Here is a 14,771-nt window from a genome sequence, read left to right on the forward strand (position 1 = left end):
AAGGCCGCCTGCCCGCAACGTGAGCATCGGAGAGATGAGGCATTATAGGGTCTTAAGGAATTAACGGTAATCTCGGGTACAGGTTGTCTTAGACTCTCTTTCACTGCAGCTGCTCTCAAAAGATTCACTGCGCACACACTTGTCATAGGCAGAGCGCCGGGCTTCACCCTCTGTGCGCCGAGTGTCGCCATAGTAGGTGGTACCAAAGGAATTGCGCACTAGCTTGCAAGTCCAAACCTCAACAGCAGGAGGGGGAGTGGGTGTGGAATCACAGCGGGAAACGGCAACCTGCAGCTCCGCATTCTCGGCATAACAACGCTGAAGCTCGCGAGTGAGTTCAATAATAGCACTGCCGTCTCCGCCACGAGCCTGAGCTTGTTCGATGACAGAAAGTGTGCAAATGGCAATCGCCAAAACAAGTACCAATGATTTCATCGTCCTTCTCCTAATTAAAAATGAGTGAATTGACGTGAAATCGTCCTATCCGCCTCCATCGCAGTTCAGCAATTAATTTCAAATTACAAAAATCGCAGATTTCTCACCCAGAATTCGAAAAGCGATACAGGTTCCGGCAATCACAAAAAAAAGGCGCTTCGAACTAAGCGCCTCCCTTTATGGGTTGAATTCGTAATTTGTAAAAACTCCTAAAACCCCTCGTGGAAATCACACGCTGAGATCAAGGAACCGCAAGAAAGATATCCCTGCACAATACATAATCCGTGATATCAGCAGCAAGAGTTCCTGCGTCGTCGCCTACCAGGCCTGTACTGTAATCACGATTCGAAAGAGTCAGCTTAATGACATACACCTGCCTAAAACCCATACGGGAGCTGCTATTTTCAAGCTCCACCTTTGAATTGTAGTCGAACTCAGCGACAACCGGTCCACGCTGTGGATTCAATCCTTCATATTGGATGTTTTCAGAAATCAAAGTACCGTCCAAAAAGATTCTCTCGGTTGATAAGGTATCACCGTGACGTGGCGGAATGCCGCGATTGTAACCAACCATTTCATACTGAATGCTCTGGTCGGCATTGCTGCAGTCAATATTGGCCTGTGCAACCGATAGTCCAGCCAATATGGACATAACTAGAATGAGTGCTTTCATTTTGTTCCCCTTTGCTCGATGTGGGCCCCTGAATGGGCGAGGCCCTTTTAACTTTTCGATCAACTTCAGCCAAATTAGTTGTTTTGATCACCATCCATCAACTTACGACCATCGTATTTCTAATACTATTCTGATTCCTGACTTAACATTCCCGCCACTTTGAAAACTTCACTGAAAAGAATCCGTTAAGAGGCTCATAGGAAGTGACAAAAATACACCTGCGCCATGCACCAGCCACCTAAAGGTTTGCAGCCCCGCACCCCCCCCGGTATGGTTGATTGCAAACCAAAATATGGGGGTGTCTTTTGGCTCAATGTGTATTTAGGCTCTTTTCTATTGTTCTGTTGGTTGCCTCAGCCTTAGGCGGCAGGTATGCCTGGGCAGGAAAGGCCTCAACAATCGTCTACTGTGCCGAAGGATCACCTCAGACCTTCAACCCCGCCTTATCCATCGATGCCACGACTCACCACCTTAACAAAGACATTTACAACAGGCTTGTTCGCCTCTCCGTCGATGATGGAAAGGTCGAACCTGACTTGGCGGAGTCCTGGACGGTGTCGGATGATGGCAAGGTCATTCAGTTTAGGTTGCGGAAGAACGTGAGCTTTCACACCACTGAATATTTTAAGCCGACGCGCAAGTTAAATGCTGACGATGTCGTATTTTCTTTTTTGCGCCAACTTAAAAAAGATCACCCCTTCCACTTGGTCGGAGATGGCAAATACCTGATGTTTCAGAGCAATGGTCTGGATAAGGTGATCGAGGATGTGGTTAAGGTCAGTGACTTAGAAGTAAAGTTCATTCTTAACAAGCCCTTTGCACCACTACTTCCCTTGCTCAGCGCAATCCCCATGGGAATCACGTCCAAGGAGTACGCTGATCACCTGGCCGCCGCGGACAAAAAAGTGGATTATGATCAAAAGCCCGTCGGCACAGGCCCCATGATCTTTAAGTCCTACGTCCCCGACCAACGGATTCGTCTGACCGCCAATCCACAGTACTTTTTGGGCAAGCCTAAATTTGACCAGTTCGTCTTTGAAATCGTTCCTGAAGGCAACGTGCGGATGCAAATGATGCGTGTGGGCTCATGCCACATTGCCTTTAATCCGCCGGTGGAAACATTGAAATATTTAAAGGACGAACCCCAGCTACAAGTTGTCAAACGTCCCGGCGTGAATGTGGGCTATGTTGGACTCAACATAAAAAAGCGTCCTTTTGATAATGTTAAAGTCAGGCAGGCTCTCAACTATGCCCTTAATCGTGAAGCCTACATCAAAGCCATTTATCACGACAATGCGAAGCTTGCTGACACACCTTTGTCGGCGGTTTCTTGGGCTCACAAAGTCTATGACAATCGCTACAGCTATGATTTGGCCAAGGCTAAACAGCTTCTCAAAGAGGCCGGTTTTCCCAATGGCTTCAGTACCGAACTGTGGACTCTGCCCATTGATCGCCCTTACATCCCAAACGGGAAAAAGCTAGGAGAAATGATTCAGGCTGATCTTGCCAAGCTGAACATCAGCGTTCGCCTTGTCAGCTACGATTGGGGGACCTACTTGGAGAAGTCCGAAAAAGGTGAGCATCACATGGTTATGCTTGGATGGATGTCAGATTTGGGTGATCCCGATATCATGTTAGGCAACAATCTTTCCTGTAACACCCGATTTAATGTCTCTCAATGGTGTGACAAGAGTTTTCAGGCACTACTGGAAAAAGCCAGATCTACCAATGATCAAGCTGAGCGACAGAAGATGTATCAAGAGGCCATTGGGATATTTATTGACCAGGCCCCTTGGATTCCGATCGCCCATGGCAACTACACTCGGGTGATTAGCCAAAAATTGAAAGGCTACAAGTTTTCGAGCTATGGCTATGACATCTTTGACGACGCCAGGATCGAGTTCTGATTTTTTACGTATGAACCGGGGTAGTATTCATGAATTCCGAATTACTTTTTAGCACCAACTACGGGGATGCTCGCAGGAGCTTTGTCGATTTTTGCCTGAAAAGGGGCGGGATTGTTCAGAGCTTTCTTAACCCTAATGCTAAGGGCCCAACCGGGGAAGACCTATTCACTGATCTAGTTCGCTTCGGTCCCATTCACCCAAAAAAGGCTCTGTTTTGTATCTCCGGCACCCATGGATTGGAATGCCCAGCCGGCCGAACCGCCTTTATCAATTGGCTGGATCAGTTTGATTTCAAATCGCTGGCCCCAGATACTGGTCTTTACTTCGTTCATGCCATTAACCCCTATGGCTTTGCTCATTTAAGCCGCACAACTGAGAACAACGTGGATCTCAACCGCAACTTCCGGGAATTCTCGGGGCCACTCCCCAAAAACCCGATCTACGATGATCTTCGCCCACTCCTGTGCCCTGATGGACTGGATGAGCTGAAAATGGAAGTGATGACAGCGAAATTGGAGGACAAGGCCAAAGACATCACCTGGCAGGTTCTGGTCGATGGATTTATGAAGGGCCAATACAAGGATCCCGTCGGAGTGATGTACGGGGGACATCACCGAGAATGGTCAGCGGAAACTCTTGAGACTATTGTGAAAAAGGAGCTTGGTCGCTGTGAGGACGTCCTTTACATCGACTGGCACACTGGACTCGGAGAGTACGGCTACGACTTTTACGTTTGCCTGCACGAGGTGGATTCGCCCAGGTACCAACTGGTTAACAACCTGCTTGATGGCAAATTGGAGCAGACGGCCAAGGGCTTTATCGGTGGTCAGATTCCCCGCTACGAAGGCCTCCTCCTAGCTCAGCTCGATAGGTGGCTCGCTCACTGCCGAAGAATGGGATTCGTCATCGAAATGGGAACCAAAGACAACAAGTCCATCTCCAACGCCCTTATGCTCGATGCCTGGCTGAGACGGAATCCAAATAGTGACGATGAAACAAAACGCAATATCAAGGCTCAACTCTTGGAATTCTTCTATCCCAACGACCCACCCTGGCAGGACAGCCTATTGATCCGATCCAGAAATCTATTGAATTGCATGTACAAACAATTGGTCACTGAAGGGCTTCCTGCCGTCAAGCAAGAGGAATAGGGGACGATTGCTGCACAAGTGTCGGCGCCATTAGACCTCCACTCATCAAACTGTGGGCGTCAACTGCTTGCCGCCCTGGTAGGCCTCGGCCAGATTGACTGTATGGTTTTTGATCCGACGAAATGAAACCACAATATCGCTAAGAGTGAGAGAGGCCACTGGCAGGAACTTACCCTCAGCCACCCTCTCCACATGGGTCTCTTTGATCTTTTCCACTAATTCGTTGAATTCATTCCATTCAGGCCGGAGCCTATCAATATTGACATGCTCATAGCGAACAATGCGATCCGCAACGTGTTGGTAAAGCTCGGAGGCCTTATTGGAAAGGGCCTCGATTTCGTCCTTGGTTGGTTGATCAAAGACAAATCCCTGTCGAAAGGAGCGTTGGGCATATTTCATTATCGACTGGCAGTAGTCAGCAATACTCTCTAGCTCCTCAGCCATCCTAAGAATTGCCTTTACCCGATTACTCTCCTCACCGGTCATTTGTGATTCCATCACCTTTCCCATGAAGACGGTGATCTCCATATGCATCTTGTCAGTGATATGCTCAAACTTGTTAATTTTCTGAATCAGCTCCGTCAACTCCTGGGGAGAGTTTAAAAAGGTCTTGGTGATATCAAAGAGCTTTGTCACCAACTCCGCCATCTTAATCAATTCCGCGCGCGCAAGGCCAATCGCCAGGGCCGGAGACGTGGTGGACGCATCACCAAAAAACTCCAGCTTCTTCTGCTCCTTGTAGGCTTTGTCTGGAACCAGCTTTCTCACCACCAGCTCCAAATACTTCATCAAAGGTAAAAACAATATAACGTTAGCTACGTTAAATACCGTATGGCCGGCCGCGATGTGAGCAGCCACATAGGGCTTTTGCCCTTCAGCATCGGTAAAATCAGCAACCCCACCGATGATCATCTCAATGAAGTCCTTGTAGATCCAAAACACCGAGGTCAAGATCAAGACACCCAACAGATTAAACACGGCATGGGCAGCTCCAGCTCTGCGAGCGTTGGTGTTGGCCCCAATACTAGCGAGGAGAGCCGTAATGGTTGTGCCGATATTTTCTCCCATCACCAAAGCGAGTGCAGTCTGAAAGGTGATTGAACCTGAACTGGCCAGGGCAATGGTGATTCCCAACATGGCTGAACTAGATTGAACAACAAAGGTGAGCAAACAGCCAATTAAAATGGTTCCCAAGAGGCTGGGAAGATCTGCGGCACTAAAGTACTGCATCATCGCCAAGAATTCTTCGTTGGTTCTCAGCGGCTTAAAGGCTCCGCTCATGAGTTCCAAACCCAAAAAGACCATACCCAACGCAAAGACCACCCGGCCCACCTGGGAGATGCGCTCGTTGCGGGAAAAGAGAAGAGGGAAGATGCTAAGACCAATCAACAGAAGACTGTACTTGCCAATTTTGATGGAGATGATCCACCCAGTGATGGTAGTCCCAATGTTGGCACCCAGGATCACCCCAATGGCTTGAGACAGGTCCATAAGCCCGGCGTTGACAAAGCCCACAACCATCACTGTGGTAATGGAACTACTTTGCACAAAACAGGTCACCCCTAGCCCAACAAGGACCGCCATAAATCGATTTGTTGTCAGAGTATTAATGGCCTTACGTATCCATTGGCTGGCCGCAGCCTGAAGACCCTCTGACAGCATCTTCATGCCGTAGAAGAAAATGCCCAATCCGCCGAGAACTGTGTACGCGAGCTTAAACCAATCCATATCTCTTCCTGGCGAGAGTTTTGTGGCACACATTTGACCTTGATCAGCCACATAGTCAACCGATTGGCGCGGCGCAATTCTGATGGGAATTTCTGCGGCAGAAAATGCGTATTTCTTGGGCAGTCTGACCTGGCTCTACAGTAATCGCCAATCTCACCAGGAGACGCCCGTAAGAGCCGAGAAAACCAGTGATTTATCCGTCTCAAAGGTAAACAACCGCAAAGGGGCGGGCCCAAGGATTGCTGTAAATATTGATGGGTTGTCTCAGGGAGTGGGGTTGTGTACCTAATTCGAATCGTCTCATTTTTAGTTTTTTGTACTTTTGCCCTGGGCTGTGGCTCTAGCAGCGCCTGGAATTCTGACCCATTGACCTCAGGGCAGGGCTTTTCCCTGAAAGGTACCTGCGATCATCGCACCAACAGCAATGCTTCGGACCGCCAGTGTCGTGAATGGCGGGGGGACTTCTTTAGGTCCGCCGACCTCGCGGTTTCTTGTGCTGCTATCGACGGCGGAGCCTACATCCAGGACCCCTGTCCTTCGGAAAACCTCATCGGAACTTGTGTTCTAGATGAAGGCAAAGCAACTGAAACCCGCTTTCTCTACTACGACAATGATTGGAACATCAATAGTGCAGAAATTCACTGCGCTGACAAGGATTTGGCCTCAAGGGGACTGGGCAGCACCACTTCCATTTGGCGCCAACCGATCGACTAGGGGCGGAGACCGTCCCTATGATTGGAGTGAGTCACATACTCCTTGTCTCTCACCATAATATGGCCGGTCAGCCAGGTCTTCAGAAAATCCAATAGCTCATCCATGGCGGTCGGCTCGCTCTTGCTGAGCCGCTTTTTGAATTGAGAAATCTCGCGCATGAACTCCGCGTGCGACTGCCGGTGGGAGGTCAGCTTGGGAAAAGCAATCCTCTCCATAAGGTTTTCTTCCGCCGCAAAATGAATCTGAATGTATTGATCCAGGTCCTCAAAAACTGCCTTAAACTCCTTAAGAGGACGCCCTCTCTGGATCACCTCGTCCAACTTGTTAATGAGTTCCACTAGTCGTCGATGTTGAGCGTCCATATCCTCATTGCCTATGACAAACTTATTCGACCACTCAAACAAAGGAGCCAATCTATCCCCTGGCAACACCCTGCTCGCGTCTGCATACTTGGACTCAAAGCCGACTGGTCGTTTAGTCATCTTGGCAACCACCCGATGCATCCAGATCAAGCAGGCGGCCGATATCAAGAACATGAACATCCAGCAACTGGTCCACAGCCCCGTGCCCTCTAGCAAATATCCAAATGCGATTGGGCAAAGGAATCCTCCCAGACCACCTAAGACACCAACCATTCCACCGACAACGCCGACTTGATTGGGAAAATAATCGGGAATATGTTTGTAAACAGCCGCCTTGCCAATTCCCCAAATGCTTCCCAAAAGAATGACAATGCCGGCAAAAATCCACACGTTGGCCTGAAAATAAATCCGCGTAACCCCTTTGGCCAAAAGCTGCCGCTTTTCAACCTGATCTCCCACCTTAACGACGGTCTCTGTCCACATATCTTTGTGAGGCAGTACAAGGAGCTGGCTATCGCCACTCTTCATCATTGCCGGCTTGGTCTTCAGCGGATAGGGTTTGCCGTTCACCACCACTGAATCTGGGGTGATCTCAGTGACCTCTCCCGCCTCGCGAGCCATCACCCCCCGACCAGGCGAGTAAATTTCCATTTTGGGCACGATCAACAGGAAACTGCAAACCACCGAGGTTCCCAAGACCCAATACATAACGACCCGTGGGCCCCACTTGTCGGACATCCAGCCACCGAGGGCACGAATCACCCCTGAAGGAAAACTGAACAGTGAGGCCAAAATGCCGGCCGTCACCAAAGACATAAAATACACATTTACAAAATAGGGCACCAACCACTGGGAAAAGGCCACGAAGCATCCAAAGACTAAAAAATAATATAGGCCGAAACGCCAAACACGAATTTCTTTGAGCGGAGCCAACAGCTCACCCACCGACTTAGCCTTCACCTCTGGCTTGCGGTTGACGGCCAGAATGACAAAAATCACTCCCATCAGGATCATCGCCGCGGCGTAGATCACAGGGAGCTGTCTCCATCCATCAAGGTTGGCACCGTTATCGGTCAATCGATTAAGCAGTGTCGGCCCGAACAAAGTGGTAATTGCCGCGCCGGCGTTTCCGGCTCCAAATATCCCTAACGCCGTACCCTGATTTTTCTTGGGATACCAAACCGAAGTGAAGGCGATTCCAATCGAAAAACCCACCCCAGTTAGCCCAAATCCAAAACTGCAAAGGGCAAAGGTCCAAAAGCTGTCCGCCTTCGAAAGCAGAAACAAGGGAATGGACGTCATAAACAAAAGTGATGCAAAGACCGGCTTGCCGCCAAACTTGTCCGTCAGGATCCCAGCCGGAAGGCGAAAAATTGCCCCTGTCAAAACCGGGATTCCCATGAGCCACCCGATTTCAACCGGGCCCCACGGGTAAACCTGATTGGAGGCTAGGAATGTGACCAAAACACCATTGAGCATCCAGGCCGCAAAACAAATGGTGAAGGCTATAGTATTTACGATTAAAACTCGGTGGGAAACTGAGGTCGGTTTTTCAAGCATAATGAGACATTAGATACACTAATATTCACGAGAATCAATTGACTCAATATGGCTGAGAATTTTTGACCCTAATAATACTTGAGGGGGGGGGCGTCAGAGTCCTTCCCACAGATGCACTGGCAGGGCGGACTTCTGCCTAGCCAGGTAGGTCAGAATAAGTTTGTCAAAACTGTCAGGTCCATTCTGCGCAATGAAGTCTCTTTGCCACTGGGCGCCCGTCTGGCCACTGAGGACCCGAGGCAGAATAATGTGGTCAATGTATGTCTGAATTTCTTCAGCCGGAACACCAATGGTAAGAAGACCCGATTTAGCTTGGGGAATCAGCTCGCGCAAAAGTAAGTCGCGAAGATTCACCCGATGACCGTGAGCCCAGTAGACTTCCGTATCAAGACCAAACTTAGCGGCTCGATAAAAATTACGCCTCATGAGCTGAAAGGGAAAGTCCTTTTCAAAGTCGCGAACCTGATGAGAGACGGCGACCGTTAAACCAACAAAGAAAGCCAAATCTGCAACAGCGTCCATCGGCGTCGGACTCGACGAAGGCGGACGATGCTCAATCCGCAAATGAGGTTGGCCACTTTCCTCAAAACCAACCACCAGGCGATTCCAGCGCCAGATGGTGCCGTTGTGAAGAGATAGATGGGCCATTTCCTGAATGTCCCGGTCGGAACGATCTGGAAGAAGAATGGGAAAGTTATGGAGATTATCGAGAAAATACTCAGCCAGACTTTCCTGAACATAGGCGCGTCCAAAGCTCACCCGACTCACTTGGCTCTTGTCCCGCTTCGATCTCGCGCCATTTAGGACGTGTTCAAACAAGGGGATTCGCGACTCCATCCACAGGTCTTTCCCCAACAAAAAGGGCGCATTGGCCGAGAGGGCGACCATTGGAGCCGCCACAATTTGCGCAGCATTCAACAAATACAAAATGCGATCGGCGGGAGCCTTCAGGTGAAACTGCAGGGATGTGGCCGCAGAAGCCATCATGACGTCCCCAAGCTGGAGTTTGAGCTCCTCCCGCCCTGTCATGTGGAGAAGGTGACCAGATGTTTGGTGGGCAGGAAAGACACTGTCATTCAGAGCCCTATATCTTTTTGATGGAGTCATACTTTCCAGACCCATCATTTCCCGCTGTAAAGTGGGAGGAGTGCCAATAGCCACAAACTCCTGGCCCAGGCTGGTGGCGAGCTGGCGGCACTTCCCAGTCAGGTCTGTCAATTCCGATTGCAGCTGAGAAAGGCCAAACCGGCTGAGCTCAACCGGTCGGCTATTGATTTCCACATTGTACTGTGAGAGCTCACACTGGATCTGAGGATGAGCCATGCGACGAAGGAACTCCTGATTGGCCGCCACGGGCCTTCCATATGGATCAATCAACCATCCCTCCAGCTCAATTCCTGCCGAATATCCACGATGAGAGAACTGGTCCGATTTGAGCCATTCCAGCAATTGAAGGGTCTCGCGGTGAAGAAGTGAGGAAAACTGATCAAAATCTTCCTGTGTAAAGTCACTTTTTGCCAATTCAAGGCCCATAAGGGAAGCCTCCTCCTTCTAAATACCCGCTGAGCCGGCAAATCGGTTAAAACAATCATCTCAACTGGTATTTTACGGGAGTTTTTGCAAGGGAGGGGCCAACTCAAGTCTTATAAAATAGAGCCAGCAAACTCTGGAAATGTGGCCTTCCAGTTTGTTTTGTGAATCCGGTCAAGTCCCTCTAGGAAAACGACAGCCTCCTTCAGACTACTCGGGTTCCTATGGTGATTTTTTTGATAGTATTTCAACATTCTGACCAGAGCCTCAATACTGTCAGTCATGGAGTTCTTGGGCATTTCTGCCCATATCTCCTCAAGAAGAGATTCCAATCGATCGATAGCTGTCACCATCATCGATTCGGGAACATTGAAGAGAGAGAGTACAGCCGGATCTCTGACTGATTTAAAGAAAAATCTTCTTTCCAATTGGGCATTCGAACGAAACTTATTTCGATACCAGGTAATGATATCCGTCAGATCCAGAACATTGAGCAATGATGCCGTGGTCTGGAGAGTGACCCGAGCACGAGAGTTTTGCCAATTGGCCAGTAAATCCACCGCCCTTTCAAACTTCGAAAACGGGCCCGGATAACGGATATAATCAAACCTTTCACCAATGCCATCCAGAGAAATCCGGACCTCAACTTTTTCAAAGTGCTCCCAGCGCCCCAACCAGTGGTCATCAACCAGCAGCACGTTGCTGTCGTAGACGAGAGTAAGATGTTCAGCATCTCCAGAGGCAATGCAGGCTTCAACCAGCTCGGTATTGGCAGGGATCATTAAAGGCTCACCACCAGAAAAATAGAGAAGACGTACCTGGGACAAATTTTCCTTAAGGTACTGATAAACACCCGCGTTCTGCGCCCAGTTGTACATTGGGCTTTCGGCAGCTTGATAGGTTCGTCGAACCAATGAGTAAGCCTCCGGAGAACATTCCTTGAGAGCCTGGTGGTCCTTGACAAGAGCGGATGAGAATTCCGGCGAGCAGGTCACGCACTTTGCATTGCACAGGTTGCTGGCACGTAACTCATGGCTCACCGGGAGAATTTCAACATGGCCGTCATCGGCTGTCGCCGCTAAAAGCTTCTCAATACTTGGCGCCCACGACGGATAATGACGAAGGTACCCCAGCCTTTTTGACTCCCGGCCATCATCCTCCATATCAATACAGCGACCACAGGCTTTGGGTAGAGTTCCCGCCAACATCTGAAGTCGAACCTTTTTCATCGCCGACCCATTCCAGATGTTCAACAAATCCCCTGGCCTCTCGACAGTGATCTGCTCGCCCTTATCGCCGTAAATGGTCGTGGATCGATTGCAGAGATGAAGATTGCCATGGATATCAAAACTCTGCTCCACCCAAGGAAAAAGGCAAAAGGCACCAGGCCAGCCTGGATCACTTCGATCAACTGCCATAGCAATAGCCTAAAAAAGAGGCCTCTGAAGGTCAATTTAATATCTGCTTAGTCTTTGATCAGGCGGAGGTTGAACAGTTTCAGCTCTCGCTTTTCGTCCGAATCCACCCCATAGCGTACGGCATAGCCGAGCTCAGAGGGAAACAAGGCGAACACATAGTCGGGAGCCAACTTCAGTCGGGCCTTGTCCGGTAAAGACTTCTGCTGTTGGGCCAACATGGAACTGAATCCGTAGCGACGCAGAGACCGGGTCTCTCTCACCTCATTTAGAGTGTTATTCCAAGCCGGATATTCCCGATCCACTGTCACATAGGTCCAGCTGTCGTCGGCCAAACTCAGTCGAGATAACATGAAATTGGAGTTGGTGTGAAAAATAGCCCGGGATTTAACCTCATTGTCGGCCACATAAATCAGGGTGGCCTCTTTGCCTCGGTATTCCTTGTTGAGGATAATATGAGGGTCCAGGTGACGAGAGTACTTACGCACCCTCACCTCGTCAGGGTCGATTGCCATTTCCGAAAGTACCGTTTGGGTGTTGAGGTCAAACAAGGCGACCCGGGTTTGGGCTCGCACCAACACCTGATCGGGCTTTCCAGGAACCGGCGCCAACCAGCGCATTCTATTCATAGGGGTCGCCATCGAAACAAAGGTCCATTTGCGATCCGTCAGTGTCTGTTCCAAATCAACCACGGCTAGAGAGTCATCACTGAGAGCAAGAACCAGTTGGCCGGCGTCATTGATATCTCCTGATACAATGGAGTTGTCATTCTCCAAAATGGGGCCACTCACCCAGCTGCTCACAACCTGGCCCTCATTGTTCATCTTCAAGATCGAAACCGACATGAGATCATCGTAAATGACCATGAAACCAAGATCGGGCCGAAAGGCAGCTGACAGGGGCTTGCCTTGAAAGGTCACCGGATTGTGCTGTGGAGCCCCGTTTTTGTCATAGACCGAAATATGCTTAAGAGTGAGATCCACGATGTAATCACCCTGCTCATGGTACAAAACAAAATGCTCGGCTTCCGGATTGAGCACGTCGACCGACCTCTTGTGGGCCATGGCCTGCAAATCAAACTGGTGAATTTTGCGAGTCGTATCGTCAAAAATGGCCACCATCTGAGATGTCCCACCCGTGCGGCCACTTAAATCTGATATGATTTCCAGCTTGTTACCAATGATGTTTTCTTCATCCTCAGCCTTGGGACCGCCACCCGTGCAGGCCGTGCAGAGAACTGTCAGAGAGAGGCTTAAAATCAGCTTTTTAGAAAGCATAGCTGGCTCCTAAATTCAGAGAGTAACGAATAGATTCATATTTCAGGCCAAGATCGGGATGCGCGTAATCGTGAACACTGACTCGCCCACCGGCAAATCCCCACATCCCCCACTTAAGTGGGATAAAATATTTACACTCCAGTGCCAATCCTAGGGAGGTGTCTTTACTCTGAATCCCCACGAAGGGATCAGACACCTCGTATTCGGAAGTCAGGTGTTCAAGCAGAGCACTGGCCACAATCTGGGCCTGACCACTCGTCGTTAGGGGATCGGAGCCAGGGAAATACCGATAGGTCAGGCCCACGCCAAAGGCCGACAAGGACTCAGAGGCGGTTATGGAGGTCAAGATCTTGTCACTCTCGTCCCCATTGTGGGAGTTCAAAATGAGTCCAAATGAACTCCAATAGTAGCGGTAGGAGAAGTCGGTACTGCTGTAACTATCTAGGTAGTAAGTGTTATCGATGGACCCTCCCGTGCGGTTTACTGAGCCAAATCCCAAATCCAGCCAGTGGCGCTTCCAGCCCTGAGGTCGCTTCAGTGTTTTCTTGTATTGATTGAACAAATCCTGTCGGTCCACTTCCATCACAAGACCCGCTGCCATAGCGTTGAGAAGCTTTCGCTGTCCCTGGTTAGAAGTAAATGGGCCAATGCTCCCTCGGTCCTGAATGCGCTTCTCCTCCCAACTCGTAAAATGCATGAGCTCATGGGCTAGCAGGAAGACCCGCTCCGATGGGCTCAACTCCAAAAACCGAGCCTGGTTGAGGGTGATTGTCTTGTCCTGTGGGTTGGCCACCGCATCGGCAGCCCTCACATCCCCTTCTTCTTTGACACTGATGGCTTCATGGGTCCACTTAACCGTCACTGCATCATCAGTTCGAATCAAATCAAACAAGACTCCCGAGTTCTTGCGTAAAACTTGTGTGCAGAAGCGGCCCTGAGCTTCGTCTAGATCGTTGAGTCCCTCGCAGATCCGATGGTTTTCATAGGTGTGGGCACAGTCGCAGAGATCTCGTCTACCGCCTTCGACATTAATCGATTTTGCGGCACCTCGGATCTGCCGAATGGTTACAAGGAGCTCCACATCTCCCGCGTTACCTCCGTTACCAACAAAGGTAGAGGCCAAGGAGTCTGTACCGGCTATGCAATAGATCAAAAAAACAAACAAAAAGAACAGGGATCTCACTTTAGTTTTCCTCCAACAGGACTCACATTCAAAATCAATTGATACAAACGATCCCCCTCTTGCTCATTCTTGGCGGCAAAGTCTTTGAGATTTTCAGCGAACTGATCAATGATCTTCATCAGTTCGGCATAGGACTCGTCATTCAATGGTATGGTTAAGGTGTTGGCGAGCCTTTCCGAAGGGGGAAACAGGTCAATTGCCAATTGGGCGAGCTTTAAAGCGCCCTTATGGAAACGGCGGATCTTGGAACTAGGGACTCGCGGGTCGGCAACCGCCAGATTTGTTTCCAATTCAATTCTGCCGTTCATCGTCCGCCGCAAGTATCCTTCACGCAGAAGAAATTTTAAGGACTTTTCAATTCGAGAAATGGAAGCCACCGTCGCCAGCTGCTGAAAAATCAAATCCGGGTTTTCACGAATCTTCGGCAACTGGAATAAGTCCTTCACATAAACATTGATCCAATCATTGAGAAGGCTGGTGCTCACATTCTTGCGTTGCCGGTGGACTCCACCATCCGAACTTTCATGTGGGGGGGACGGATGGGTCTCCTTGTTTTCAATCCAATTCTTAAAATAAAACTTCTCTGAAGAACTCAGGTCCATCAACTGGGCAAACTCATCGGTTCGATCAAGTGTGATGCGCCTTCTGCCCCGAAGAATCAGTGATACCAAGGTGGAAGACACCCGTCGCAGTGGTTGAGAGGCCCTTGACACGGAGAAGCTCGGCTCAGCCTGTCGGCGATACTCTAGCATCTCCCTGAGGTACTCCACCGGATCTTCAAACTCACTGATTATGGGGCGCCTAACGAACTCATTCATAAGATTATTAGTAGTTAT

General features: G+C 49.6%; 12 protein-coding genes. 3 read left to right on the forward strand and 9 right to left on the reverse strand.

The features are described from left to right. Positions 1-60: 60 nt before the first annotated feature. Positions 61-435, reverse strand: a complete 375-nt coding sequence (locus tag H6624_16395; protein ID MCB9085927.1) for a hypothetical protein — start codon at positions 433-435, stop codon at positions 61-63. Between the two features lie 241 nt (positions 436-676). Further along, the gene (locus H6624_16400; protein ID MCB9085928.1) at positions 677-1,108 is read right to left on the reverse strand and encodes a hypothetical protein; all 432 of its coding nucleotides are present in this window, start codon (positions 1,106-1,108) and stop codon (positions 677-679) included. Positions 1,109-1,413: 305 nt separating this feature from the next. On the opposite strand from H6624_16400, the gene H6624_16405 reads away from it, so the two are divergent. Beyond that, positions 1,414-3,015 carry an ABC transporter substrate-binding protein gene (locus tag H6624_16405; GenBank protein MCB9085929.1) on the forward strand — a complete coding sequence of 534 codons (1,602 nt, stop codon included), beginning with the start codon at positions 1,414-1,416 and terminating at the stop codon, positions 3,013-3,015. Between the two features lie 29 nt (positions 3,016-3,044). Further along, positions 3,045-4,166 (forward strand): DUF2817 domain-containing protein, encoded by a 1,122-nt coding sequence (locus H6624_16410; GenBank protein ID MCB9085930.1) that lies wholly within the window; start codon positions 3,045-3,047, stop codon positions 4,164-4,166. A 45-nt stretch (positions 4,167-4,211) separates the two neighbouring features. Here H6624_16410 and H6624_16415 read toward each other — a convergent pair whose 3' ends face one another. After that, positions 4,212-5,894: a Na/Pi cotransporter family protein gene (locus H6624_16415; GenBank protein ID MCB9085931.1), complete on the reverse strand. Its 1,683-nt coding sequence runs from the start codon at positions 5,892-5,894 to the stop codon at positions 4,212-4,214. 279 nt (positions 5,895-6,173) lie between these two features. Here H6624_16415 and H6624_16420 point away from each other — a divergent pair, with 279 nt between their 5' ends. Further along, on the forward strand, positions 6,174-6,608 hold the full coding sequence (locus H6624_16420) for a hypothetical protein (protein MCB9085932.1): 435 nt from the start codon (positions 6,174-6,176) through the stop codon (positions 6,606-6,608). Here the strand turns inward: H6624_16420 and H6624_16425 are convergent. From H6624_16425 to H6624_16450, 6 genes are all read right to left on the reverse strand, one after another. Continuing rightward, positions 6,605-8,530 (reverse strand): MFS transporter, encoded by a 1,926-nt coding sequence (locus tag H6624_16425; GenBank protein ID MCB9085933.1) that lies wholly within the window; start codon positions 8,528-8,530, stop codon positions 6,605-6,607. The genes H6624_16420 and H6624_16425 overlap by 4 nt on opposite strands. Positions 8,531-8,623: 93 nt before the next feature. After that, a complete protein-coding gene (locus H6624_16430) occupies positions 8,624-10,063 on the reverse strand; it encodes a hypothetical protein (GenBank protein MCB9085934.1) in 1,440 nt (479 codons plus the stop codon). A gap of 110 nt (positions 10,064-10,173) precedes the next feature. Continuing rightward, complete coding sequence (locus H6624_16435) at positions 10,174-11,478, reverse strand: radical SAM protein (GenBank protein MCB9085935.1); 1,305 nt, start codon at positions 11,476-11,478, stop codon at positions 10,174-10,176. Between the two features lie 47 nt (positions 11,479-11,525). Next, complete coding sequence (locus H6624_16440) at positions 11,526-12,752, reverse strand: hypothetical protein (protein MCB9085936.1); 1,227 nt, start codon at positions 12,750-12,752, stop codon at positions 11,526-11,528. Continuing rightward, positions 12,742-13,935 (reverse strand): hypothetical protein, encoded by a 1,194-nt coding sequence (locus H6624_16445; GenBank protein MCB9085937.1) that lies wholly within the window; start codon positions 13,933-13,935, stop codon positions 12,742-12,744. Before H6624_16445 ends, H6624_16440 begins: the two co-directional genes overlap by 11 nt. Beyond that, positions 13,932-14,753, reverse strand: a complete 822-nt coding sequence (locus H6624_16450) for a TIGR02147 family protein (protein ID MCB9085938.1) — start codon at positions 14,751-14,753, stop codon at positions 13,932-13,934. Before H6624_16450 ends, H6624_16445 begins: the two co-directional genes overlap by 4 nt. Between the last annotated feature and the right edge of the window lie 18 nt (positions 14,754-14,771).

This window comes from Pseudobdellovibrionaceae bacterium (genome assembly GCA_020635075.1).
Lineage (GTDB): Bacteria > Bdellovibrionota > Bdellovibrionia > Bdellovibrionales > UBA1609 > JADZEO01.

Coding starts and splice junctions, on each gene's coding strand:
- H6624_16400 (MCB9085928.1), bottom strand. CDS start 1,108: ATGAAAGCACTCATTCTAGTTATGTCCATATTGGCTGGACTATCGGTT.
- H6624_16415 (MCB9085931.1), bottom strand. CDS start 5,894: ATGGATTGGTTTAAGCTCGCGTACACAGTTCTCGGCGGATTGGGCATT.
- H6624_16450 (MCB9085938.1), bottom strand. CDS start 14,753: ATGAATGAGTTCGTTAGGCGCCCCATAATCAGTGAGTTTGAAGATCCG.
- H6624_16430 (MCB9085934.1), bottom strand. CDS start 10,063: ATGGGCCTTGAATTGGCAAAAAGTGACTTTACACAGGAAGATTTTGAT.
- H6624_16435 (MCB9085935.1), bottom strand. CDS start 11,478: ATGGCAGTTGATCGAAGTGATCCAGGCTGGCCTGGTGCCTTTTGCCTT.
- H6624_16425 (MCB9085933.1), bottom strand. CDS start 8,530: ATGCTTGAAAAACCGACCTCAGTTTCCCACCGAGTTTTAATCGTAAAT.
- H6624_16410 (MCB9085930.1), top strand. CDS start 3,045: ATGAATTCCGAATTACTTTTTAGCACCAACTACGGGGATGCTCGCAGG.
- H6624_16395 (MCB9085927.1), bottom strand. CDS start 435: ATGAAATCATTGGTACTTGTTTTGGCGATTGCCATTTGCACACTTTCT.
- H6624_16440 (MCB9085936.1), bottom strand. CDS start 12,752: ATGCTTTCTAAAAAGCTGATTTTAAGCCTCTCTCTGACAGTTCTCTGC.